This is a genomic window from Glaesserella australis (assembly GCF_003260095.1).
GTDB lineage: Bacteria > Pseudomonadota > Gammaproteobacteria > Enterobacterales > Pasteurellaceae > Glaesserella > Glaesserella australis.
Map to the genome: position 1 here is coordinate 14,962 of NZ_PTPX01000014.1, position 25,355 is coordinate 40,316.

23 protein-coding genes and 1 pseudogene are annotated in these 25,355 nt (G+C 40.9%); 12 read left to right on the forward strand and 12 right to left on the reverse strand.

All coding sequences use genetic code 11. From position 1 onward, the window contains the following. Positions 1 to 79: 79 nt before the first annotated feature. Positions 80 to 1,297: a pyridoxal phosphate-dependent aminotransferase gene (locus C5N92_RS06865; protein WP_111750109.1), complete on the reverse strand. Its 1,218-nt coding sequence runs from the start codon at positions 1,295 to 1,297 to the stop codon at positions 80 to 82. Between the two features lie 134 nt (positions 1,298 to 1,431). Here C5N92_RS06865 and C5N92_RS06870 point away from each other — a divergent pair, with 134 nt between their 5' ends. From C5N92_RS06870 to C5N92_RS06880, 3 genes are read left to right on the forward strand one after another with little or no spacing between them, the layout of a single operon-like run. Further along, positions 1,432 to 2,706: an isochorismate synthase gene (locus C5N92_RS06870; RefSeq protein ID WP_111750110.1), complete on the forward strand. Its 1,275-nt coding sequence runs from the start codon at positions 1,432 to 1,434 to the stop codon at positions 2,704 to 2,706. A gap of 9 nt (positions 2,707 to 2,715) precedes the next feature. Further along, positions 2,716 to 4,437, forward strand: a complete 1,722-nt coding sequence (locus C5N92_RS06875; RefSeq protein ID WP_111750111.1) for a protein-disulfide reductase DsbD — start codon at positions 2,716 to 2,718, stop codon at positions 4,435 to 4,437. Continuing rightward, positions 4,434 to 5,255 carry an SDR family NAD(P)-dependent oxidoreductase gene (locus C5N92_RS06880; protein ID WP_111750112.1) on the forward strand — a complete coding sequence of 274 codons (822 nt, stop codon included), beginning with the start codon at positions 4,434 to 4,436 and terminating at the stop codon, positions 5,253 to 5,255. The genes C5N92_RS06875 and C5N92_RS06880 overlap by 4 nt, the downstream gene beginning before the upstream one ends. On the opposite strand, the gene C5N92_RS06885 is transcribed toward C5N92_RS06880, so the two are convergent. After that, positions 5,256 to 6,164: a LysO family transporter gene (locus tag C5N92_RS06885; RefSeq protein WP_111750113.1), complete on the reverse strand. Its 909-nt coding sequence runs from the start codon at positions 6,162 to 6,164 to the stop codon at positions 5,256 to 5,258. Between the two features lie 141 nt (positions 6,165 to 6,305). On the opposite strand from C5N92_RS06885, the gene dinB reads away from it, so the two are divergent. The 5 genes from dinB (at position 6,306) to C5N92_RS06910 (ending at position 11,858) form a co-directional block, all read left to right on the forward strand. Further along, positions 6,306 to 7,376, forward strand: a complete 1,071-nt coding sequence (gene dinB / locus C5N92_RS06890) for a DNA polymerase IV (RefSeq protein WP_111750114.1) — start codon at positions 6,306 to 6,308, stop codon at positions 7,374 to 7,376. A 101-nt stretch (positions 7,377 to 7,477) separates the two neighbouring features. Next, positions 7,478 to 8,329 carry a protease HtpX gene (gene htpX / locus C5N92_RS06895; protein ID WP_111750115.1) on the forward strand — a complete coding sequence of 284 codons (852 nt, stop codon included), beginning with the start codon at positions 7,478 to 7,480 and terminating at the stop codon, positions 8,327 to 8,329. Positions 8,330 to 8,530: 201 nt separating this feature from the next. Then, positions 8,531 to 9,235 carry a dipeptidase PepE gene (gene pepE, locus C5N92_RS06900; protein WP_111750116.1) on the forward strand — a complete coding sequence of 235 codons (705 nt, stop codon included), beginning with the start codon at positions 8,531 to 8,533 and terminating at the stop codon, positions 9,233 to 9,235. A 9-nt stretch (positions 9,236 to 9,244) separates the two neighbouring features. Beyond that, complete coding sequence (gene dcuC / locus C5N92_RS06905; RefSeq protein ID WP_111750117.1) at positions 9,245 to 10,537, forward strand: C4-dicarboxylate transporter DcuC; 1,293 nt, start codon at positions 9,245 to 9,247, stop codon at positions 10,535 to 10,537. 55 nt (positions 10,538 to 10,592) lie between these two features. Further along, positions 10,593 to 11,858 (forward strand): M20 family metallo-hydrolase, encoded by a 1,266-nt coding sequence (locus C5N92_RS06910; RefSeq protein ID WP_111750118.1) that lies wholly within the window; start codon positions 10,593 to 10,595, stop codon positions 11,856 to 11,858. 44 nt (positions 11,859 to 11,902) lie between these two features. On the opposite strand, the gene C5N92_RS06915 is transcribed toward C5N92_RS06910, so the two are convergent. From C5N92_RS06915 to hflK, 6 genes are all read right to left on the reverse strand, one after another. Further along, entirely contained in the window at positions 11,903 to 12,976 is a 1,074-nt protein-coding gene (locus C5N92_RS06915; protein WP_111750119.1) for an AI-2E family transporter, read from the reverse strand. A gap of 74 nt (positions 12,977 to 13,050) precedes the next feature. Continuing rightward, complete coding sequence (locus C5N92_RS06920; protein ID WP_111750120.1) at positions 13,051 to 13,428, reverse strand: cytochrome b562; 378 nt, start codon at positions 13,426 to 13,428, stop codon at positions 13,051 to 13,053. Between the two features lie 75 nt (positions 13,429 to 13,503). Next, the gene (gene fabB, locus C5N92_RS06925) at positions 13,504 to 14,721 is read right to left on the reverse strand and encodes a beta-ketoacyl-ACP synthase I (RefSeq protein WP_111750121.1); all 1,218 of its coding nucleotides are present in this window, start codon (positions 14,719 to 14,721) and stop codon (positions 13,504 to 13,506) included. A gap of 165 nt (positions 14,722 to 14,886) precedes the next feature. Then, the gene (gene purA, locus C5N92_RS06930; protein WP_111750122.1) at positions 14,887 to 16,185 is read right to left on the reverse strand and encodes an adenylosuccinate synthase; all 1,299 of its coding nucleotides are present in this window, start codon (positions 16,183 to 16,185) and stop codon (positions 14,887 to 14,889) included. Between the two features lie 137 nt (positions 16,186 to 16,322). Beyond that, entirely contained in the window at positions 16,323 to 17,210 is an 888-nt protein-coding gene (gene hflC, locus C5N92_RS06935; RefSeq protein ID WP_111750123.1) for a protease modulator HflC, read from the reverse strand. Positions 17,211 to 17,212: 2 nt separating this feature from the next. After that, complete coding sequence (hflK, locus tag C5N92_RS06940) at positions 17,213 to 18,415, reverse strand: FtsH protease activity modulator HflK (protein WP_111750124.1); 1,203 nt, start codon at positions 18,413 to 18,415, stop codon at positions 17,213 to 17,215. 310 nt (positions 18,416 to 18,725) lie between these two features. On the opposite strand from hflK, the gene C5N92_RS06945 reads away from it, so the two are divergent. Together C5N92_RS06945 and trxA are read left to right on the forward strand one after the other, a co-directional pair. Next, positions 18,726 to 20,033, forward strand: coding sequence for a nucleobase:cation symporter-2 family protein (locus C5N92_RS06945; protein WP_111750125.1), 1,308 nt, complete (start codon positions 18,726 to 18,728; stop codon positions 20,031 to 20,033). A 118-nt stretch (positions 20,034 to 20,151) separates the two neighbouring features. Continuing rightward, entirely contained in the window at positions 20,152 to 20,466 is a 315-nt protein-coding gene (trxA, locus tag C5N92_RS06950) for a thioredoxin (RefSeq protein WP_111750126.1), read from the forward strand. Positions 20,467 to 20,568: 102 nt separating this feature from the next. Here the strand turns inward: trxA and C5N92_RS06955 are convergent, their stop codons facing one another. From C5N92_RS06955 to C5N92_RS11380, 4 genes and pseudogenes are all read right to left on the reverse strand, one after another. Continuing rightward, positions 20,569 to 21,450 (reverse strand): NAD(+) kinase, encoded by an 882-nt coding sequence (locus C5N92_RS06955; RefSeq protein ID WP_369828934.1) that lies wholly within the window; start codon positions 21,448 to 21,450, stop codon positions 20,569 to 20,571. A gap of 133 nt (positions 21,451 to 21,583) precedes the next feature. Then, positions 21,584 to 21,898, reverse strand: a pseudogene (locus C5N92_RS06960) (anion permease); the annotation flags it as partial. 207 nt (positions 21,899 to 22,105) lie between these two features. Further along, positions 22,106 to 22,348, reverse strand: coding sequence for a hypothetical protein (locus C5N92_RS06970; protein WP_111750128.1), 243 nt, complete (start codon positions 22,346 to 22,348; stop codon positions 22,106 to 22,108). An 8-nt stretch (positions 22,349 to 22,356) separates the two neighbouring features. Next, a complete protein-coding gene (locus C5N92_RS11380) occupies positions 22,357 to 22,833 on the reverse strand; it encodes a helix-turn-helix domain-containing protein (RefSeq protein ID WP_238138422.1) in 477 nt (158 codons plus the stop codon). Positions 22,834 to 23,047: 214 nt separating this feature from the next. Here C5N92_RS11380 and C5N92_RS06985 point away from each other — a divergent pair, with 214 nt between their 5' ends. Together C5N92_RS06985 and C5N92_RS06990 are read left to right on the forward strand one after the other, a co-directional pair. Beyond that, the gene (locus tag C5N92_RS06985) at positions 23,048 to 23,311 is read left to right on the forward strand and encodes a helix-turn-helix domain-containing protein (protein ID WP_111750129.1); all 264 of its coding nucleotides are present in this window, start codon (positions 23,048 to 23,050) and stop codon (positions 23,309 to 23,311) included. A 32-nt stretch (positions 23,312 to 23,343) separates the two neighbouring features. Beyond that, entirely contained in the window at positions 23,344 to 25,314 is a 1,971-nt protein-coding gene (locus C5N92_RS06990; protein WP_111750130.1) for a Mu transposase C-terminal domain-containing protein, read from the forward strand. Positions 25,315 to 25,355 lie beyond the last annotated feature (41 nt).

Consider the following 25,355-nt stretch of genomic DNA (forward strand, 5'->3'; position numbering starts at 1 on the left):
TGTCCGCAAATATAGAAATGAAGCATTGATATGCGGACACACGCAGTGTGTCCCTACATTTTATTTTCAAAAGGAAAAATTAGTCCTGACGATACGTTTGCAAAAATTTCGCCAAACGTCCAATGGCCTCTTCCAACTGGTGAGTATGTGGTAGTGTTACCACACGGAAGTGGTCTGGTTTAGGCCAGTTAAAGCCAGATCCTTGAACAAGCAGCACTCTCTCCTGTTGTAAAAGATCGTAGATAAATTTCTGATCGTCTTTAATACCGTACATTTCCGTATCAATTTTCGGGAACATATACATAGCCCCCTTCGGTTTGACACAGCTGATACCCGGGATCTGCGTTAATAATTCATACGCTTTGTTGCGTTGTTCAAGCAAACGTCCACCCGGTAAAATAAATTCGTTAATGCTTTGATAACCGCCCAACGCTGTTTGAATGGCGTGTTGCATTGGCGTATTGGCACATAAACGCATTGATGTCAGCATATCCAAGCCTTCAATAAAGCCTTTCGCTTGGTTTTTCGGACCATTTAACACCATCCAACCTTGGCGGAAGCCCGCTACACGATAAGCTTTAGATAACCCATTATAAGTAACAGTGAGTAAGTCAGGGGCGAGCGCTGCCATATGGTGATGAACTGCACCATCGTAAACAATCTTCTCATAAATCTCATCAGAGAACACAATCAAGTTATGTTCACGAGCCACTTGTGCAATATCCAATAAAACTTGGCGACTATAAACCGCACCTGTTGGGTTATTTGGGTTAATCACCAAAATCGCCTTAGTTCTCGGGGTAATTTTTGATTTAATATCTTCAATATCAGGGAACCATTCGTTTTCTTCATCGCATAAATAATGTACCGCTTTACCGCCTGCAAGGGTTGCTGCCGCTGTCCAAAGTGGATAGTCTGGAGCAGGAATTAAAATTTCATCGCCATCATTTAATAGTGCTTGCATTGACATGGTAATGAGTTCAGATACACCATTACCGATATAAACATCGCCCACATCAAGCTCTAATAATCCTTTAAGTTGGTAGTATTGCACAATCGCTTTACGGGCAGAATATAAACCTTTGGAATCACAATAGCCTTGCGCAGTAGGCAAATTACGGATGACATCGACTAAAATTTCCGCAGGGGCATCAAAACCGAAAGGGGCAGGGTTGCCAATGTTGAGTTTTAAAATTTTATGCCCTTCTTCTTCAAGACGAAGAGCTTCTTTGTGAATTGGTCCACGAATATCATAACGAACGTGAGCTAATTTATCGGTTTTGGCAAAGCGTTCCATTGAGTCTTCCTAAATAGTAAATAGTTTGTTAAAAATTGCTCTACTCTACTCTGATTTTTTAGGAAAAAAAAGTAGAAATAGGCTAAAATGCAATTCTTTTTTTACAAGCGGTGAGATTTTTAGGATTTTTGGCAATGTCTCTGTTTAATCCATTACAGCAACAGCTTTTACAACAACTTCAACAAATGCCTTTGCAACAAGGTATCGTGCAGTTGCGAGCAGAGATAGCAGTAGATCTCGCCAATCATCAGCTTTTGGCGTGGCTCAAGGCGAAAAGCCTGTTTCCCCATTACTATTGGCAAAATCGAGACACGGCTCAAACCCTTGTGGCAGTAGGGGCGGTGCGAGCTTTTCATCAATTAGATGATGTAGAACAATTCCGCCAACAGAGCGATTTAATGATTGTCGGCGGCACGGAATTTGACGGACAGTGCCATTTCATTCTTCCCCGTCTGTTATTGGTAAAAGATGAAACCAAACTCACCGCTTGTTTAATAGTAGATTGCGACCATTTGGCTCAAGAGCAGGCGGAATGTATCGCATTGCTGGCTCAATTTGAGCAAGTGAGCGAATTATTACCTATTAAAAATCAATGGGTTAGAACACAATCTGCCTGTGAATTTGAACATTGGCAAGCCAACATTGCTTTAGCCATTGAACAAATTCAACAACAGCAGATGAATAAAGTGGTGCTTGCCAATGCCACTACAAAGACCTTTCAACAGCCGATTTCCCCTTATGATCTGCTTTTTGCGAGCCAACAGAAAAATCTCGGTTGCTACCATTTCTTGTGGTCGGAAGAGCGTGGGGAAGCCTTTATCGGCTCAAGCCCTGAACGGCTCTATTTGCGTCAAGGTCGCCACTTTTTCACCGAAGCCTTAGCTGGTACAGTGGCGGTGACCGCTGATCCTGAACAGACGGAGCAAAATGCCTTGTGGTTGCTCAACGATCAAAAAAATATCTACGAAAATTGGCTGGTGGTGGACGATATTTGTAGCCATCTTGCCGACTGTGCCGCCGATATTCAAGTGGGCGATGCGGAGATCAAGCGGTTGCATAATGTGCAACATTTACGCCGACAAATCCAAACGGTACTTGCCGAACAGGTGAGTGACGGCGATTGTCTCGCCCGTATTCACCCCACCGCCGCCGTTGCAGGATTGCCACGTCCAACGGCGAAGCAATTTATTCAACAGCACGAATGTTTTGAACGGGGTTGGTACGCAGGGGCTTTGGGCTATTTCACCCCCGAACAAGCGGAGTTTTGCGTAATGTTGCGTTCTGCGTTGATCAAGCAAAATCAGATTACGTTTTATGCAGGGGCAGGGATCGTGGAAAAATCCGATCCGCAATCGGAATGGCAAGAGATTGAGCGTAAGGCACAGGCAATGGCTGGGCTAATGAATTAGGGAGTGAAGATGATCAAACGCTATTTGTCGATTTTCTTATTGGGGCTATGTTTCGCTCTGCCCACATTCGCTAGCCTGTTCGGTTCACAACCGAAATTCTTGCCGAGTGAACAAGCCTTTGTGTTCAGCCCACAAAAGCAGGCGGAACGGCTGTTGCTAAACTGGCAGATCGCTGACGGCTATTATCTCTATAAAAAGGAGATCCGCATTACCGCCAATAATGCCAAATTGGGCGAGCCACAATTTCCCACCACAGAACGCTATCAAGATGAATTTTTCGGTGAAGTGGAAATTTACCGCAATCAGTTGCAGATCCCAATTCCGCTAGAACCGCAAGCACAGGGGCAGATAAGTGTGCGTTATCAAGGTTGCACCAAAGGCTTTTGCTATCCCCCTGAAGACGTTACGTTGGATTTACAAGCGGTGGCTTCGGCTACAAATGTTGCAAAAAATACAACGGAAAGCACCGCTTCTTCTACTACTCAGCCAAAAGCAGAACAAAATCAGCTTGCTCAAACCTTAGCGGAAAATCGTTTTTCGATCTTTTGGTTCTTTGTGTTAGGGCTAGGCTTGGCGTTTACCCCTTGCGTGCTGCCGATGTTACCGTTGCTGTCGGCGATAGTCATTGGCTCAAAGCAACGCCCGAACAGCGTTCGAGCCTTGTTGTTGAGCTTGAGTTATGTGCAAGGAATGGCTCTCACCTACACTTTGCTTGGCTTGCTTGTTTCTGCGATTGGTTTGCCGTTTCAAGTGGCATTGCAAAGTCCGCCAGTGTTGATTGGCTTGTCGGCGTTATTTGCAGTGCTGGCTCTCTCGATGTTTGGGCTGTTTAATTTGGAGCTTCCGCACAGTTGGCAACAAAAGCTGAACCAACTTAGCCAACAGCAACAGGGCGGTTCGCTGTTCAGCGTGTTTGTAATGGGAATGATCGCAGGTTTGGTGGCGTCCCCTTGTACATCAGCACCGCTCTCGGGGGCGTTGCTCTATGTGGCACAAAGTGGCGACTTGCTCACAGGGGGCGTGGCTCTCTATCTGTTGGCGTTGGGAATGGGTATTCCGTTGGTGCTAGTCACCCTGTTTGGCAACCGCATTTTACCGAAATCGGGAGATTGGTTGCTCAAAGTGAAAACCGTGTTTGGCTTTGTGATGTTAGCTCTGCCGGTGTTTTTGTTGAGCCGAGTGTTGCCAAGTGCCGAGCCGTTGATGTGGTCGGCGTTGGCGATAGCCTTTTTGATTTGGCTCAATGAGCAGTGCAACGGCTTGCGTGGTTGGAAAAAACTGTTTCGTCTGATTGTGTTGGCATTGTTGGTGTTGGCAAGTAAGCCTTGGCTAGATTTCGCTTGGCAATCATCAGCGGTAACGCAAACGCAGACAAACCATTTCACCCGAATTTCGTCCCTTGCAGAATTGGAGCAACAACTGACCGCTTCTAAAGGCAAAAAAGTGATGTTGGATCTCTATGCTGACTGGTGCGTTGCCTGTAAAGAGTTTGAAAAATATACCTTTACCGATCCGCAGGTAAAAGCGAAGTTTGCCGAAATGGTGGTGTTGCAAGTGGATATGACCCAAAACTCGCCAGATAACGATCAATTAATGAAACATTTTCAAATACTTGGCTTGCCGACCATTCTCTTTTTTGACGAGCAAGGCAAGGAATTGAGCCAATCTCGTGTCACGGGCTTTTTGCCAGCAAGCGATTTTCTACAGTGGTTAAATGGATTGAATCAATGAAACGGATCTTGATTACAGGTTGTTCGTCAGGGATTGGTTATGCCACCGCCCATTATCTCAAACAGAATGGCTGGAGCGTTGTGGCAAGCTGTCGCAAGGCAGAAGATGTGCAACGTTTACAATTTGAAGGCTTTGAATGTGTTGAGCTTGATGTCACAAATTCAGCCCAAATTGCTCAAGTGTTTGATTATCTTCAACAAAGCGGTGGCTTAGATGCGGTATTTTGCAACGCAGGCTACGGGCAACCGGGTACAGTTGAAGATATTCCAAGAGAAGCCTTGCGAGAGATTTTTGAAACTAACGTATTTGGGGCTTGGGAAGTGATGAACCACGCCCTTAAAATTTTCCGCCAACAAAATCGTGGGCGAATTTTAATCAATAGCAGTATTTTAGGCTTTGCGGCAATGCACTTTCGTGGAGCCTACAACAGCACCAAATATGCCCTAGAAGGAATGGCAGACACGCTTCGCCACGAGTTGCACGGCTCAAACATTTACGTCAGCTTGATTGAACCAGGTCCGATTCAGAGCAAATTTCGCCCTAATTCTGTGGTGAAACTTCATCAATATATTGATATGGAAAATTCCTTTCACCACGCCGCCTATCAAAAACAGCTTGAACGCTTGAACACCAAAGGCAACGCCAATCCGTTTACCTTACCTGCTATAGAATGTGCCAAAGCCTGTTTGCAAGCCTTAAACGCCAAACATCCAAAGGCTCGTTATCAAGTGACCTTTCCAACTAAACTTTTTTGGTGGCTAAGACGACTCCTTCCAACAGCATGGTTTGATTATTGCTGTCGGAAGGGTGGGGGATAATTACGCCAATCCAATAAAAAACGCCAATAAAATAGGGACAACTAAATTGATAATAAAGCCGAAGCTAATTGCCAATGGCACAATTTGAATCCCACCTGATTTTTGGATAATGGGTAAGGTTGCATCTAATGCCGTTGCGCCACCGAGTCCGACTGCGGTAGAAGGAAAGTGTCGCATAAAGAATGGGATCGCAAATAGACAGAAAATTTCTCGCGAGAGATCGTTAAAGAATGCAATGCTGCCATACATTGGCCCCCAAGCATCATTGACTAACACGCTAGAAAGAGAATACCAACCAAAGCCAGATGCAAAGGCAAGGGCTTTGATAACAGGTAAATCAAGCACATAGGCGCAAATGATTCCCCCAATCAGACCGCTTGTAATAAAGACAATGGAAGTCAAAATGCCTCTTTTATTTAAGAATACATCACGTAGCGGAATACCGCTGTTTCTTAGTTGAATCCCTATACAGAAAATCATCACTACCAATACATAAGTACTTGAGTGTAATGGAAAATCAATAATCCCTTTTGTCGTTAAGCCCAAAATGACCCCAATAAAAACCGCCGCACAGAGTTGCGCTGATTCTAGTAGCACTTTCCAACGCGATGGCAGTTCTTCTAAATTATGCTCCTGACGTTTAATTGGGTAGAGCTTATCAAAAATCACTAAGCCAATAATGTTGCATAGGTGCAAAATAGCACTGAGCCCAAAGGCGATAGCGCCAATTTGTGGTAGTTTGGTGGTCAGTTCATCTAGTTGCCCAAGGGAAATGCCCATAATCAACAAGATAAGATATAAGCAATAAAGGGTAATACGATTGACCCAGCCGAGTATCTTTTGATTGGTTGTTTTAAATAGATACCCTAAAAATAGTGGGACAAAGGCAATCATGAGTCCGTATAGCATAGTTTCTCCTTCTAAAATAATTTATAGAATGTAATAGATAATTTAATGAAGATAAACTGTTTTTATTTACAGTGCTTTGTTGTATTATTGTGGCTATATAAGCGGTTGGATTTTTCATATTTTTTGCAAATTAGGTGAGCGATGAATTACAACAAAAAAATCATTCATATTGATATGGATTGTTTTTATGCTTCTATTGAAATTCGCAACAATCCTGCTTTACAAGGTAAACCTGTTGCTGTCGGTGGAAAAGCAAATCAGCGTGGTGTACTAACGACCTGTAATTATGAAGCTCGCAAATTTGGGCTGCATAGCGCTATGGCAACATCTCAAGCGTTAAAACGTTGCCCAAATTTAATTTTGCTGCCTGTTAATATGCCGTTGTATAAGGAAGTCTCTGCGCAAATTCACCAAATTTTTCATCGTTATACCGATATTATTGAGCCATTATCTTTGGACGAAGCTTATCTTGATGTGACCGCTTGTGAGCAATACTCAGGCTCTGCAACTTGGATTGCACAGGCAATTCGCCATGACATTTGGCAAGAGTTAAAACTGACTGCATCAGCGGGCATTGCGCCGTTAAAATTTTTAGCCAAAATCGCTTCCGATCAAAATAAACCGAATGGGCAATTTGTGATTCGACCTGAAGATGTTGCTGATTTTGTCAAAACCTTGCCATTAAAGAAAATCCCTGGGGTTGGGAAGGTGACACAAGAAAAATTGGCACAATTAGGGTTTCAAACCTGTGGTGATATTCAACAAGCCGAACAACGTCTTATTTATCAGCAGTTTGGCAAATTTGGGCAACGGTTGTGGGATTTTAGTCATGGTATCGATCCAAGAGACGTTGAGACTGATCGCCCACGTAAATCGTTAGCGGTCGAAAATACGTTGCTTGAAGATATTGGCGAATTGTCTGATGCGGAAGAAATAGTGAGAGATCACTATCAAAAATTGTTATTTCGTTTACAACGGAATTGGGGAGATAAACCATTAAGTGATTTAAAGAAAATCGGCATTAAACTGAAATTTGATGATTTTACCCAAACAACCTTAGAACGCACCACTGACGGTATGGCAGAGCATCATTTTATGCAACTTTTAACGCAAATTTGGGAGAGAAGAAAAGGGCGGAAAGTACGTCTTATTGGGTTAAATGTTCATTTCCCTGAAGAAAAAATTACAAAACAGTTAAATTTATGGGAATAATTTTTGTCTAACGCTTGATTTTTATCAAATAATCATTATTTTAATCGCTCGGCATAGCCGAGTATAACAATTAACTTAATTAACTTTGGAGAATTATCTATATGATGCGTATTGCACTTTTCCTTGCGACAAACTTCGCTGTGATGATTGTACTTGGAATTATTTTAAGCGTAACAGGCATTGCAGGGAACAGCACTGGCGGGATTTTAATTATGTCTGTGCTTTTCGGTTTTGCAGGTTCATTAATTTCCTTATTTCTTTCAAAAACCATGGCGCTCAAATCTGTGGGAGCGGAAATTATTACTGAGCCACGTAATAATGCAGAGCGTTGGTTAGTAGAAACCGTTAAACGTCAATCACAACAAGCGGGCATTCCAATGCCAGATGTGGCAATTTATCACTCCGCAGATGTCAATGCGTTTGCAACAGGTGCAACAAAAAGTAATTCATTAGTTGCAGTGAGTACAGGCTTACTAAATACCATGACGCAAGATGAAGCAGAAGCGGTTGTGGCACACGAAGTAGCACATATTGCAAATGGTGATATGGTTACCATGACGTTATTACAAGGTGTTTTAAATACCTTTGTGATCTTCTTATCCCGTATGATTGCAACGGCTGTTTCAAGTACCCGTAATGATAATGGTGAAGAGAGCCAAAGTTCAGGAATTTATTTCTTAGTTTCGATGGTTCTTGAAGTGTTATTCGGCGTATTAGCAACAATGATTGCGATGTGGTTCTCACGTTACCGTGAATTCCGTGCTGATGCAGGATCCGCGCAGTTAGTGGGCAAAGAAAAAATGATTGCGGCGTTAGAGCGTTTACAACATGTTCATGCACCTGAAGAATTACCAGGTTCATTAAATGCAATGATGATCAACGGTAAAGCCAAAGAGTTCTTTATGAGCCACCCACCGTTAGAAAAACGTATTGCAGCGTTGAAAAGTTTATAATTTAAATTCAATCTTTTAACAATAAACGGACTCGATATTAGAGTCCGTTTTTTCTTCTATTCCCTTATTTTTATCTCAATATTTGAGCGTGATCTAGATCACGAAATCATGCTATTCATCGTAAAGATCATAGACCTTTTTGATTTTAGATCCATAATAACTTTTGTACAGTAAACCACACAATATGGAGGAAAATAGACGATGAAAAAAATGCTATTAATGAGTGGTTCAAAATATAAAAATACAGACTATTTAGTTCATACAATTCCTTGGCTAAAAGATTTTCTTGCTAACTATCAAGGAAAAAAAGTTGCTTTTGTACCTTATGCCGGTGTTCGGCAATCTTTTGATGACTATGAAAAGAAAGCCCAAAGTGCGCTTTCTGAACTCAATGTTGAAATTATTTCTGTACATCGTGGTATAAAACACGCTGATATTATTGCTCAAGCAGATGTCATTGCTGTGGGCGGTGGTAATACATTTTGTTTATTAAAACAAATGTATGAGCATCATTTAATTGAAGCTATTAGAGAAAAAGTGAATGGGGGAACACCTTATTTTGGTTGGAGTGCTGGTGCGAATGTGGCAAGTGCATCTATTATGACAACCAATGATATGCCGATTGTTTATCCGCCTTCTTTTACTGCCTTAAATCTTTTTCCTTATCAAATCAATCCACATTTTATCTCAGGTAAGATACAAGGGCATAATGGCGAAAGCCGAGAAGAGCGTTTATCTGAATTTTTAATTGCTAATCCGACCGCTTGTGTTTACGCCTTACCTGAAGGAACTGCGTTAAAAATTGAAGGTAATAAAGCAACGGTACTAGGCGAAAGTGCTATTTTGACCTTTGAAAAAGGAATGAAACAATCTGAATTTATTGCAGGCTCAACATTTATTTATTAGGAGGTAAGCATGGGTGAGTTAAAATCAATTGTTGCCATTTTAGGTATTATTGCAACTGTTTATTTATTGATTAAGAAGTATGAAACTCGCACTGTTTTAATTGGTGTAGGTTTATTGATGTCTATTTTGACATTAAATCTAATGGGTGCTTTAGATGCATTTGCTAAGAGCATGACTTCTGGCGGATTGATTATGGCAATCTGTTCAAGTATGGGCTTTGCTTATGTGATGAAGTATACGCAATGTGATACGCATTTAGTTCATTTACTGACTAAGCCATTGAGTGGGTTGAAATTTTTCTTAATCCCAATTGCGACGATTATTACCTTTTTTATTAATATTGCCATTCCTTCTGCAGCAGGCTGTGCAGCAGCAGTAGGGGCAACATTAATTCCTGTATTAAAAAGCTCAGGCGTTCGCCCATCAATGGCGGGTGCAGCGATTCTTGCAGGAACGTTTGGATCAATGATGAGCCCAGGATCATCCCATTCAGCCATGATCAGCGAAATGTCAGGTTTAACTATTACCCAAGTGAATCTTTCTCATGCACCTTATACGATTATTGCGGGCGCAATTGGTGCCGTGGTACTTACGTTATTAGCCATTGTATTTAAAGATTATGGGCAAGAACATCGTGATGCTTATATTGCTGAAAATAAAGCATCGGAAAATAGCTTTCAAAAAGTGAATATTTTGTATGCTTTCGCACCGCTTGTTCCGTTAATTATCTTGGTGATTGGAGGGACGTCATTACAACAAACACCTGGACTAGAGTGGACGAAAATGGGTGTGCCACAAGCGATGTTAATTGGTGCTATTTACAGTATTTTAGTGACTCGTAAATCGCCAGTAAAAATTACGGAAGAGTTTTTCAATGGTATGGGGAATTCTTATGCTAACGTGCTTGGCATTATCATTGCAGCAAGTGTTTTTGTTGCAGGGTTAAAATCCACAGGAGCGATTGATTCTGCGATTGAATTTTTGAAACACTCAAATGAATTTGTTCGTTGGGGGGCAACCATTGGACCATTCCTAATGGGCGTAATTACGGGTTCAGGTGATGCGGCTGCAATAGCCTTTAATACAGCGGTAACACCACACGCTGTTGAGCTTGGCTATACTCATGTCAATCTTGGTATGGGGGCAGCTATTGCAGGAGCAATTGGACGAACAGCATCACCAATTGCTGGAGTAACAATTGTCTGTGCGGGATTGGCTATGGTAAATCCTATTGAAATGGTTAAACGGACAGCACCAGGGATGATACTTGCAGTATTATTCCTTGCATTGTTTATGCTTTAACGGAGAAAACCACACATTTGTGTGGTTTTTTCTTTGAAAAACAAGGAGATAAATGATGAGTATTACATTAGAAAGATTGGTAGATTGGCGTAGAGAGTTCCACCGTTTCCCTGAAACAGGTTGGTCTGAATTTTGGACAACAAGCCGTATAGCAGATTATTTAGAGGAAATGGGCTTTGAAATTTTGATGGGCAAGCAAATTATCCATGAAGACTTTGTGAGAGGGCGTCAAAAAACAGTCGTTGAAAAAGGTTTAGCGAATGCCAAAGCCTATGGTGCAAATCCAAAATGGTTAGAAAAAATGGAAGGCTATACAGGTTGTGTGGCGGTATTTGATTCAGGTAAGCCTGGGAATACTGTCGCCTTACGCTTTGACATTGATTGTGTTAATGTGACAGAAACCAAAGATCCTAATCATTTGCCTAATAAATTAGGCTTTTGTTCCCTTAATGATGGTTTTATGCACGCTTGTGGGCATGATGCCCATATCACCATTGGGTTGGGGACAGCCCTTTGGATTGCTCAAAATCGAGATAAACTCACCGGTAAAGTAAAAATTGTTTTCCAACCAGCTGAAGAAGGTGTTCGTGGTGCTGCAGCTATTGCTGCAAGCGGTGTGATTGACGATGCAAATTACTTTGCAAGTTCCCATATCAGTTTTTGTGCTAGCTCAGGTACAGTCATTTCAGACTTACAAAATTTCCTATCTACAACCAAAATTGATATTCGCTACCAAGGCAAGCCAGCTCATGCAGGCGCAGCTCCACATCTAGGCAGAAATGCACTCCTTGCAGCTGCTCATGCAGTTACTCAACTTCATGGTATTTCACGTCATGGTGAAGGGATGACAAGGATTAATGTTGGTGTACTTAATGCGGGGGAGGGGCGAAATGTCATTCCTTCGAAAGCGACAATCCAATTAGAAGTTCGTGGTGAAAATAAAGCGATTAATCAATATATGGTCGATCAAGTGATGCAAATCGCCAAAGGTATTGCGCTGAGTTTTGATGTTGAATATGAAACTGAAATTGTTGGCGAAGCGGTAGATATGGTAAATGATCAGGAGCTTATCCAATTAATTGAAAAAATTGCTATGCAGCAACCGCAAATTCAGCATGTTGAGCCGACTTATGCGTTTAATGCGAGTGAAGATGCGACAATTTTAGGGCGTCGAGTACAAGATAATGGCGGTAAAGCGATCTATTTTATTCTTGGTGCAGATAGAACAGCGGGTCATCATGAAGCTGAATTTGATATAGATGAAAATCAACTGCTCACAGGCGTGAATATTTACACATCATTATTAGAAAATTTATTATAAAACCAAATAAAAAAGCAGGATTCATGGTTGAATCCTGCTTCCTTTTATACGTTTTGTGTTGGTTTTACTTCAATCTCTTTTTCTTCTTCTACATCACCGAGTAACCCTGCGTAGCGAATGGTTCTTGGGCTAGATTCTAGGGCAATTTTTAATGCCATGGTTAAAGGCACAGAGAGTAGCATACCGACAGTACCGAGTAGCCATCCCCAAAAGAGTAAGGATAAGAACACAACGAGTGTGGAGAGTCCTAAGGTTCTTCCCATCATTCTTGGTTCAAGGATATTGCCAATCACCATATTAATGGCGATAACGCCTACGGAAACCCCCATACCAATGGAAAAACCATTTAATAAGAAGGCTTGAACAACAATAGGCACTCCTGCAACAATGGAACCAATATTAGGGATATAGTTGAGTAGGAAACTTAATGTTGCCCATAATACCGCATATTGAACCCCTGTTATTTCAAGCAAAATCCAAATACAGATCCCTGTAAGTAAGCTGACAATCGTTTTTACACCTAAGTAGCTAATCACACCTTGTAAAATACGGTTAATTTGATTTTCTTCAGCTTGAATATCTTTGTTTCCACGTAATGCAACGGCGAGTTTATGTTTAGCGGTTGGCGCTTCAAAAAGCATAAAGACAACAACCAGTAAAAGTACAAAAATATTAGTGACAACACCTGAAAAACTCAGTAGCAAACGGCTAACGAAGTTCATGATAATACTTGGGTCGAACTGCTCTAAAATTTGTTCTTTTGAAATGGAAATCGGCAGATTCCATTTTTGAGCGAGTTGCACAACTGTCGTAATTCTTTCAGAGAGTAAAATTTTGTATTGTGGAATAGATGCCGTAAATTCTCTGACGGTACTATTAATTAAGCCTGCAAGGAAGAAGAAGGCGAGTACAAATAAAATAAAGAGTAAGGTTATTGCAAGCCATAATGGCACTTTGCGATCTGTCATAAATTTAATGACAGGCGAGCAGATAATGGCAATAAAAAGTGAAAGAAGAAAAGGAATCACAATTTCCACAGAAAGTTTGATTCCAGCAAGAATAACGATAATGGCTGCTGTTGCCACTAAAATTCGAGTTAAGGAGGAGCTTTGTTCCATAAAAATCCTTACAAGCGGTCAGATTACTCTCTTGTTTGCAAAAATCGACTGAAATCAGACCGCTTGTTAATTATTTAATTTTTGTATTCGCTATGATATTGTTTTTTCAAGCTTTCTAGGCGTTCAACAACCGTTTTAGCTTCTGTTAGATTACCTTGGCTTGCTAACGTTTTCGCTTGTGCAACGACATCGATCACTTCTTGCATACCTTGTTGATAGCCTTTAAATTTTTCTTGATCACCATCTAAGCTATTTGGCATTGTTTCTTGCGCTTTTTTAGATACTTCAATAAATTTATCTGCATTGTGCGTAAACTCTTCCACTGTTTGAGCATTCATCAGTAAATTAATTTGGCGTTTCATTTGGAACATTTCCATTGAGACACCGCTTGCCACCACATTCGCTGTAAAAACTAATAATACGATAGATAATAAATGTTTAATTTTTAACATTGTTCACTCCAAATAAATAAAAAAACGTGGGAAAATTCCCACGTCCTTATATCAGATTTCAAAAATTAAGCAAGATTAGCCTTGATATTTTTGGAAGACTAAACAAGCGTTTGTCCCACCGAAGCCAAAGCTGTTTGACATTACTGTTGTTAAGGCTTTGTCTTGACGCTCGGTTACGATATTTAAGCCTTGAGCTTGCTCATCTAATGTTTCGATATTAATGCTTGGAGCGATAAAGCCGTTATCTAACATTAATAATGAATAGATTGCTTCATGAGCTCCTGCTGCACCTAATGAGTGACCCGTCATTGATTTTGTTGAAGAGATTGCTGGTGTTTTGTCGCCAAAGACGTTTTTGATTGCACCTAACTCTTTCACATCGCCCACTGGCGTTGATGTACCGTGTACGTTGATGTATTCGATTTCGCCTTTAACCGTTGCCATTGCTTGTTTCATACAACGTTCAGCACCTTCACCGCTTGGCGCAACCATGTCATAACCATCAGATGTCGCTCCATAGCCAACGATTTCCGCATAAATTTTTGCACCACGAGCTAAAGCGTGTTCAAGTTCTTCTACAACAACAACAGCACCACCACCAGCGATAACGAAGCCATCACGGTTTGCATCATAAGCACGGCTTGCTTTGGTTGGGGTTTCGTTGTATTTAGTTGAAACCGCACCCATTGCGTCAAATTCGGTTGCACATTCCCAAGAAAGTTCTTCCGCACCACCTGCAAATACCACATCTTGTTTGCCTAATTGGATTAACTCCATTGCGTGACCGATACAGTGAGCAGAAGTTGCACAAGCAGAACTGATAGAGTAGTTTACGCCACGAATTTTATAAGGGGTTGCTAAACAAGCAGAAACACTTGAAGCCATTGTTTTGGTTACGGCATAAGGACCCACTGCTTTTACTCCACGCGGACTACGAACGGCATCACATGCAACTAGCTGACTATGGGCAGAACCAGTACCTGCTCCGATCACTAAACCTGTGCGATCATTTGAGACTTGTTCTTCAGTTAAACCAGAATCTTCAATCGCTTCTTTCATCGAAAGATAAGCATACGCCGCCGCATCGCCCATAAAACGATAAACCTTACGATCAATGAGTTCTGCAGGATTGAGTTTAATTGTACCAGCTACTTGGCTACGCATACCCACTTCTGCGAACTCAGGCACAAACTCAATCCCTGATTTGCCTTCTTTTAATGAAGCTAACACTTCTTCTTTGTTATTACCGATACTGGAAATAATGCCGATACCTGTGATGACGACTCTTTTCATTCTTTTTTCCTCTATGAATACTAATCACGAAAACTAAGCTATTTTACACTACTTTCGTCATAAGATTGTAAGATAAATATAAACAAGCGGTCAGATCCGAGCTGTTTTATACAAAAATCCCCTAATTCGCATAAAATTAGGGGATTTCTTATGTATATGTGTTAATTATGCCGCAAATGGATCACGTAAAATCATGGTTTCCACACGGTCTGGACCTGTCGAGAGAATATCTACAGGGACACCTAACACTTCTTCAACACGTTTGATGTAGTTGATTGCATTTTGCGGTAAGTCTTCCAGTTTGGTGACACGGAAGGTATTCTCTTTCCAACCAGGTAAAGTTTCGTAAATTGGCTCTACGCCTTCCCAATCGGCTGCTGCAAGCGGTGAGTATTCCACGATTTCGCCGTTTGGTAGTTTGTATGCTACACAAATTTTTAATTCATCAAAGCCGTCAAGTACGTCTAATTTAGTCATACAGAAGCCTGAAATAGAGTTGATTTGGATTGCACGGCGAACAGCTACTGCATCAAACCAACCACAACGGCGTGGGCGACCTGTTACTGCACCAAATTCGTTCCCTTTGCGTGCGATTTCTGCACCGACTTCGTCAAACAATTCGGTAGTGAATGGACCTGAACCAACACGAGTACAGTAGGCTTTGATGATACCTAACACATAATCAAGGTTACGTGGTCCAAAGCCTGAACCTGTCGCTACGCCACCTGCGGTGGTGTTTGAGCTAGTCACGAATGGGTAAGTTCCGTGATCGATATCTAACATTGTGCCTTGAGCACCCTCAAACAAAATGTTGTCGCCATTTGCACGGGCTTTGTGAAGTAGGGTAGTGATGTCAGCAACCATGCTAGTGATGACGTCAGCTACGGCAAACACTTCATCTAATGTTTTTTGATAGTCCACTGGTTCTACTTTGTAGTAGTGAACCAGCTGGAAATTGTAGTATTCAAGGATATTTTTGAGTTTTTCCGCAAAAGTTTCACGGTTGAACAAATCGCTGACACGCAAGCCACGGCGAGCGACTTTATCTTCATAAGCAGGTCCGATACCACGCCCAGTTGTACCAATTTTGTTTTTGCCTAAAGCCGCTTCACGAGCGTGATCCATTGCAACGTGGTAAGGTAGAATTAGTGGGCAAGCCTCTGAAATTTTTAAGCGATCACGCACATTAATGCCACGAGATTCTAATTCGCCCATTTCTTGCATTAACGCTGATGGCGAAAGCACCACACCGTTACCAATTAAACAGGTAACATTTTCACGTAAAATACCTGATGGAATAAGGCGAAGTACGGTTTTTTCACCATTAATAATTAAGGTATGACCTGCATTGTGCCCGCCTTGATAGCGAACCACATATTTTACGCGATCGGTTAATAAATCAACGATTTTTCCTTTACCTTCATCGCCCCATTGAGCGCCAAGGATGGTAACACTTTTACCCATAATAAATTGCCTCTTTAGTTAGGTTTAGTGAATGTAAAAGCGACAAGCGGTTAGATTTTGCTAAAATTTTGCAAATTAGGCTGTTGCTTTCTTTTGTGAACATAAAAAGACCCGATTTCACGGGTCTTTGGATATAGCTATTTTGTCGGTGCTTTCATAAAGCGGAAGAATTCACTGTCCGGTTTAAGTAGCATGATGTTGTTTGAGCCTGCAGCGAAGCTCTCTTCGTAAGCTTTTAAGCTACGTACAAAGCTATAAAATTCAGGCTCTTGTTTAAATGCATCTGCATAGATTTTAGCGGCATCCGCATCACCTTGACCTTTCAGCTCTTCAGCGGTTTTATTCGCATTGGCTAAAATTAAGATGACTTTTCTATCCACATCAGCACGGATAAATTCTGCTTTCTCTTCCCCTTGTGAACGGTGTTCACGAGCCACTGCAGCACGTTCTGCTTGCATACGTTGATAAATAGATGCAGAGACTTCATTTGGTAAGTTGATCTGTTTTACACGCACATCAACGACTTCAATCCCTAAACGTTCCGCTCCATCTTCACCATCATTTAAGGCTTTTTGAGCACCAGCCATTAATTCGCCACGAGATCCTGAAACAATGTCTTTAATGGTGCGAGAACCGATTTCAGAACGTAAACGGTCATTGACTTTACGTTGTAACAACGCAGATGCTTTTTGAGTATCACCGCCTGTTGAAGTATAAAATTGACCAAAATCGCTGATTTTCCATTTTACATAAGAATCCACAAGTAAGTCTTTTTTCTCAACAGTAACAAAGCGATCTTCTTGTCCATCAAGGGTTTGAATACGAGCATCTAAGGTTTTTAGCTGATCAATCACAGGCACTTTAAAGTGTAAGCCCGGTTCATAGATAATCACTTTGTTATCTGCATCACGATGGACTTTGTTAAAACGTAACATAATGCCACGTTGACCTTCTTGCACCACAATCACTGATTGAAAGAGAACAAATGCGATGACGGCTAGAACGGGTAACAATAATTTACGCATTATTAAAATCTCCCTTTACGCACAGGTTCACCTTGTTCTACGGTTGGCTGAACAGGTTGTGGCTGTTGAATCACAGGCTGACTCGGCTGAACCACTGGCGTTTGTACCGTTTCATTTGTCGGTTTAGCCATTAATTTATCAATCGGCAATACGGTTAAGTTATTACTGTTTGAACTATCAACCATCAACTTCGGTGTATTTTTCATCACCTTTTCCATCGTTTGAATATACAAACGATCACGAGTCACTTCAGGCGCTGCTTTATACTCAGGAAGTAATTTCACAAAACGTTCTACTTCACCGCGAGCATTTAACACGACCTGTTCTTTATAAGCGTTTGCTTGCTCTAAAATACGTTGAGCTTGACCACGAGCAATCGGTTCTTGACCTCTTGCATAGGCTTCTGCTTCACGGATTAAACGTTGCTCATCTTCTTGAGCTTTAATCGCATCGTCAAATGCTGCTTTCACCTCTTCAGGCGGACGGGCATATTGGAAGTTTACATCGGTAATGACTAAGCCCATATCGTAGTTTTTGATGATGTCACGCAAGGTGTTCCATGTTCTTTCACGCACAATGGCACGACCTGTGGTTAAAATATCGTCCATGGTCATATGACCAATTACATAGCGCAAAGCACTGTCTGTCGCTTGTTTTAAGCTGTCGTCAGGCTTAGTCACACTAAAGAGATATTTTGCAGGATCTTCAATACGATATTGCACGGTCATTTCGACAAGGACCATATTTTCATCTTGTGTAAGCATAGAACCGTTCGTTCTTAGCTCTAAAACTCGCTCAATATTGACAGGGGTTACATTGTCAATAAAGGTTGGTTTCCAGTTTAAACCCGGCAATACGATCTCGTTTAATTTACCAAAACGAGTGACGACACCACGTTCTGCCTCTTGGACAGTATAAAAACCAGAAGCCGCCCAAACGACCGTACCTAAGCCAAGAATCACGGGTAAAACTTTCCCAGCAGAAACAGATGGACGGTTATTTTGGTTTGAGCCATTCCCTTTATTTCCACCGCCCATTTTTTTCAATAGGCTATTAAATACTTCTTCTAAATCAGGCGGTTGCTGCTGATTTGATTGTTTATTCGGCTCTTGCTGTTGCCCTGAGCCTTGTTGTTCTTGCTCAGGCTTTTTTTGCCCTGGTTTACCCCAAGGATCTTGCTGATTGCCTGATTCGTTCCACGACATAACGTTCTCCAAAGTCAATTTTTCTTCGCAAATGTTAATAAAATGCAAGCGTTTGATTGTACCCATTTACAAAACTTTTGGCTAGGTTGAATATGTAAATTATTTCATATCTTGTTTAACTAATTTATAAATAAAATGAATCAGCAATGTGAGAGAACGATAGGCTTATTTCAAGGGAGAAAAGCTAAACTTGCAAAAGTTTACAAAAATCGCACCGCTTGTGGTGCGCAAACGTTTGCGTAAGTGTTAAAAATCCGTATAATGCACGCCAATTCTACCCTTTCCTTTAACTCACTTATATTTATTTTATATGCAAAACATCATCTATCCTGTTGATTCTAAACCGCCTTTTGGCTTGACTCTTTTACTTGCTACACAGCATTTATTAGCTGCTTTAGGGGGCATTATTGCTGTACCTCTCGTATTAGGTGCCGTGCTTAAATTACCAACGGAAGACACCATTGTCTTAGTGAATGCAGCACTACTCATTTCAGGCGTTGTAACCATTGTTCAATGTCAAGGAGTTGGGCCTATCGGCTTACGTTTACCAAGCGTGATGGGAACGAGCTTTACCTTTGTCGCAGCAGCAATTGCAATTGGCTTTGAACATGGCGTGGCTGGAATTTTAGGTTCTTCCCTTGTTGGCTCTTTAGTGATGATTATTGGTAGTTTCTTTATGCCTTATGTGCGTAAATTATTCCCACCGATCGTAACGGGCGTAGTTGTGATGATGATTGGCTTAAGCCTTGTTCCTGTGGCAGTGGATTGGTTTGCGGGCGGTCAGCGTGGTGATGCGCATTATGCTGACCCTGCTAATCTTGCCATGGCAACCTTTGTATTAATCGTTGTGGTGGGCTTAGTACAATGGGGTAAAGGCATTTTCTCTGCGGCGGCGATTGTCATCGGGATTATGGTTGGTTATGTCGTTGCACTAGCTTTAGGTTGGATCAACTTTGATAGCGTTAAAAATGCGGATATTGTTGCTGTTCCACAACCACTTCATTTCGGTTTATCTTTCCCATTGGCCGGTATTATTGGCATGAGCATTGCCTATCTTGTGACCATTGTGGAATCAAGTGGTAACTTCCTTGCATTAGGTAACGCAACTCAAACGGAAATTACCGGTAAACATTTGCGTGGCGGCGTATTATGCGATGGTTTAGGCTCTGCGTTAGCGGCGATTATGTCAACAACACCGTTCTCATCTTTCTCACAAAATATCGGTGTGATTTCTTTAACAGGCGTGGCGAGTCGTTATGTTGTGACCATTATGGGCGTATTACTTGTGCTTGCGGGTATTTTCCCTGTCTTTGGTGCGTTAATTGTTTCTATTCCAATGCCAGTATTAGGCGGTGCAGGCTTGATGATGTTTGCGATGATTATTGCTGCAGGTATTCAAATGCTTGATAAAGTAGAACGTAGCAAACGCAACGGCTTAATTATTGCGATTTCTATTGGCTGTGGTTTAGCCGTGACAACTCGCCCAGAGCTACTTGATAAATTACCAAGTTTCGTAAAAGAAATCTTTGGCTCTGGTATTACTGTCGGTTCATTATTAGCACTTATTTTGAATTTAGTGCTTCCACAAGATAAAGAAGAGCATAAATCTGAACATTAATTGATGTAATCGGCAAAATCTTGCTTGAAATTTTGTTGATTTATCCCTATCTTGTGCAACATCTTAACGTCTCAGCGAATCTGAGACGTTTCTCTTTTCATTTAATAAGGAAACCATTATGACAACTGTAATTCATACTACTGACGCAACCTTTGAGCAAGACGTATTAAAATCTGATGTGCCTGTCTTATTAGACTTTTGGGCACCTTGGTGTGGTCCATGCCGTGCGATTGGTCCGGTTTTAGATGATTTAGCGGCACAATTAGGTGATAAAGCACGTATCGTAAAAATGAACGTGGATGAAAACCAACAAGTACCAGCAGAGTTTGGTGTACGTAGCATCCCATATTTACTTATTTTCAAAAATGGTGAAGTGGTTGCTCAACAAGTTGGTGCACAAAACTTACCAGCATTTTTAGAAAAACTTGCTTAATCCAGGAACATAAAACAAAAAGTGAATTGAACAGCAATGTCAATTCACTTTTTTGTTTATACAAGCGGTATGATCTGTTAGAAATTTTACCAATAATATCGCTTAAAAGAGTTTACTTAGCCAACCCAATTTAGAGCCTAACACATTAAAATAGTTATAGTCTTTCAAATGTAATAGTTTTAGGGTATCAGGGCTTTTTTGAACAATAATGCGTTCTTCTGAGCTAAAAGGAAGTAAACGCTGACTATCGCAACTCACCACTAAATTTGGTTGATTATATTGCGCAAATCGCATCGAAATATGACTGTCTCCATCTACAACGAGAGGACGTGATGACAGACTATGTGGATTCATTGGTACTAATGCAATCGCATTAAGATTTGGCGTTAGAATTGGACCGCCTGCAGAAAGAGAATAAGCCGTAGAACCTGTTGGTGTTGCAATAATTAATCCATCAGAGCGTTGTGAAAAGGCGAATTTCCCATCAATACTGACTTCAAAATCAATGGTTCGAGCTATTTGGCTAGAGTGCACTACCACTTCATTAAGTGCATTATTGGTTTCAATGATTTTTCCATTTTGTTCAATTTTAACGTCTAATAAAAAACGATCTTCAATAAAAAATTCACCACGTTCTAAGCAACTGTGAAGCTGTTCAAAGGCAGTTTGTGGCGCAATATCTGTCAAAAAACCAAGATTTCCACGATTGATACCAATTAGCGGAACATGGTATTTGGCAAGTTGACGAGCCATGCCCAACATATTGCCATCTCCCCCAATGACAATAACTAAATCGGCCCACTCCCCAATATCAGAAATCGTGACTGCATTAGGAAGATTGAGTTGTTTTGCGATATTACTTTCAACAAGAACGTTATATTGTCTGTCTTTTAGCCAATTATAGACAGCTAAATGGGTTTCTAAAGCAATATCATGGCGAGGTTTGCCAACGATCGCAATGGTTTGAAATTTTCGTTGAATCATATAAATTTTGTATAACAGCTAGGGAGTGCATATGGTAGTACGCAATAGTGATTTTGTCATCTTTCCAAAACGTTATTTAAAGAGAAATTTTTTAAAGAAAAGGTAGCTTTTAAAAGCTACCTTTGTGTTGAGATTAGTAGAGTAGTTCAATGATTAACCATACCCAAGCAATACTTAAGGCAGGTCCGAGTAATCCAATGACGGTACCACCCAAACGAAATTCTGATTGTTGAATCAATCCTGTACTAAATGCAATCGCATTTGGCGGAGTAGATACAGGTAGAAATAAGGCACAAGATGCACTTAAACCGATTACAAGCGGTAAGATGATTGGGTTTGCATCGCTACCAAATACCGTTAAAAGTGATAATGCAACAGGAATTAAAATCGTCGTTGCTGCTGTGTTGCTCATAAAATTAGAGAGCAACACAGTAACAAAGCCAAATATGTGGGGTAGTGATCTATTTTACATAGATAAAGATAAAAAAATTTGGCGCTAAAAAATGCGGAGAGGCTAATAAAATCAAGGCTCTCCGCATTTTTGTTATGGGAAACTATGCAAAAAACAAAATGAGCAAAAATAGTGAAAAAATGAAAAAAATTGCACTATTTTTTGCATAGTAATGATCGGTTTTAAACTAGTTTTAAAAACATTTTAAAAATTTTGGTTTTGGTTTTTTTGCTCAAGCGAATGAATCAAGTCGTGTACTCGCTGTTTATCGTCATCTGTTAAGCCTTGGTTAGCATTAATCGAACATCCCGTAGTTGCCGTGGCGTAGTCTCCGCTTTGCACCACAACGTTTCCGCCGTAATTGATTATCTGCACTTTGTCGCTGTCATCATTGCAAGTGCTGTCTGCATGCTCTTCAAATAGTTTTAAAATACTTTTCTTGTCCATATCAACCTCTAAGCTACCAGTTTGAGTACGCCTACCATTTTTTCTTTTTCACTAACGGGCTTGGTAAGCAGTTCATAAATGCCAAATATCATATTTGCACGCCCTGTTGCATCCATTGTCTTGTTTGTCATTGCTAGAATCTCTTCTAGCGTTTCTATCGCTTCCTTGAATTTTTCTATATCCACAATCATTTCGCCTTCTAGCGGCTTTCTCGTTGCCTTATAAGGTGCTGATGGCTCTGTAATAGCGTTGCTTGCAGATTCCTCGCCTGTGGCAAGCCATAGCAGGCTTACGCCACAAGCTTTGGAAACCCTTACTAAATTTGTTCTTGATGGATCCGCTTCACCGCTTATCCATCTATTTAATGATGTAACAGCTACGCCAACGGTTCTAGCAAACTCGCTGTTGTTATTGTTGAAATTTTCTCTTAATAACTTTTGCATCCTTGTTGCAAAAGCATGGTCATTAATTTTTTCTTTGCTCATATTTAGTCCTTTATTGCGTAAAACTTAATTTGATGTAAGTTTTACGCTAGTGATACATTTTCTTTTACGGTAAAAGAAAGATTTAACTCATTGTTTTTATTGGTTTATTTGTGTAAACAATAAATTTTTATGAAAAATTTAAGTTTTACGTTTGATTTGCTTTAAGTTTTACGCTTTAATACGCTCACTTGATACAGCATTGGAGGTATAGCAAGTGAGCGTATTAGATAGCTTAAAAAAATCCGCCTTCGACTGGGAACGAGCGGACATAGTTTATGTTTTGAAAAAAAATGGTTGGACTTTGCGATCTCTAGCGAAAGCAAACAACGTGAGTTATAGCACATTGCGGTCAGCTTTAGATAAGTCTTACCCCAAAATGGAAGGCGTAATCGCACGAGCTATTGGGGTTGAGCCACAAGTGATTTGGGCAGAACGTTACGCAAAGCGTGATTTTAAACCAGTAGTTAATCAATCATAAGCGATCTGATTAGCGTAAGCAAAGGATAAATTATGAGTGATTTAACTTTAAAAACGCATTATTCGGCGACTGAGTTAGTTAATCTTAAACTTAAAAGTTTGCCAAGTGCAGTAAAAAATGTGATTGAAAAAGCTAAGCGTGAAAGCTGGCAATCACAAAAACGAACAGGCAGAGGCGGTGGATATGAATATGCCCTTAGCTCAATGCCGGAAGAAGTTCAAAAAGAGCTACGCACCAAATTGTTAAAACTGCTACCGACTGAAACGACAAAAGGTGAGTTAAGCATAAAACGACAAGAGCTCAATCTTGAAAAAGTTACAGACAACCAATTAAGTACATCTGATGGCAGAGCCAAAGTGGTTAGATGGTACTTAATGCAGGAACAAGTGCAGGGATTACCAAGAACAATAATGCTAGATAGTGTTATTGAGGCAATCAAAGCAAGAGAAATTCCTGATGAAATTGCTAAAGCCATTATCAATGGTAACGGCAAAAGTGGTGGAAAACTCAAGTTATCAAAACGCACTTTATATAGTTGGGTTCTAGCTTACGAAGCGGGTGAAACCTCTGCCGAAAAGTTGAAGCAGTTAATACCGCTAAAAAAAGAAAAAAGTGCCGTACCAGAGCGTTGCCCTTGGTTACAAGCCTTTTTAAGTTTTTACCAAACTTTCTCTAATGTTGCGATCACACAGGCTTACGCCCAGTTTGTTATGCAGTATGAGGGGGAAGATTTACCGAGCCTTCATCAAGTTCGGTATGCGCTTAAACAATTACCAAGTTATGTAACGCAACAAGGTAGAAAAACAGGTGCAGAAATGCGTGCCTTACAGCCATTTATCAGACGTGATGATCAGATTATGGGCTTGAACGAATGTTGGGTAGGCGATGGACACAGTTTTAAAGCGTACGTGAAGAATTTACAGGGTATGCCTTATGTGCCAGAAGTTACAGCGATTATTGATGTCCGTACACACCGAACCGTGGGCTGGTCAATCGCAGGCAGTGAGTCAGTAATGGCAGTCGGGGACGCATTTCGACACGGTGTAAAGAATGTGGGGTTGCCAAATATTTATTACTCGGATAACGGCGGTGGTCAAGCAAACAAGGTGTTAGACACCGAAGTAACAGGGATTTTTGACCGCTTGGGCGTGCATCACGAAACCGGTGAAGCAGGTAATCCACAAGGTCGTGGGATTATTGAAAGACTGTGGCAAAGCACGTTAATTCCATTAGCCAAAAGTTATGAAAGCTATGGCGGTAAAGATGGAGACGGCGCAACGAAACATCTTAACTATCGCAAGATTCGCAGTGCAATGAAAGCGAAAGCAAAAGATAAATTGCTAACGACGGAACAGAAGCGTTACCTCGGCAAAATCCCTGATTTTGCAGATTTTGTGGCAGATGTAACCGCTTGCTTTGAGGATTACAACAACCGACCACACCGCAGTTTGCCAAAAAATCCTGAAACGGGATTGCGTTTTAGCCCGAATGAGTTTTGGGAGTATTTAGCAAGACAAACGAACTGGCAAGCGAATTTAATTACGGAAGAAGAAAGCAAATTACTATTCCGACCTGAAGTTGAAAGAACCGTGGCGAGAGGGGAAATTAACTTCGATAACAAAATCTACTTCCACCTCGATCTTGCTGATTTTGACGGTAAGAAAGTACGAGTTTGTTATGACATTCACGACCCACAAACGGTACTAGTAAAACAGATGAGTGGCGAGATTATTTGCCAAGCCGTGTTAGACGGAAACAAAGTGGCGTACTTCCCTGAGTCAGTACGAGAAAGTGCAGCTCGTAAATCACTTGAAGCGAAAGTGAGACGTAAACAAGACGCTATCGACATTCTTAAAGCACAAGACAAACAAGTGTACACCATTGAACACGCACCTGATTTCAGTTTTATCACAACAGATAAAGCGAAAAATGCAAAAGCCGTTACTTATGCTTTTACGCAAGCAGAAAAAGACGAGCAAGATAAACAAAGAGCCTTTGGCTAGGAGTATTTTATGAAAGTAAAACGTTGCGAGATTTATATTAT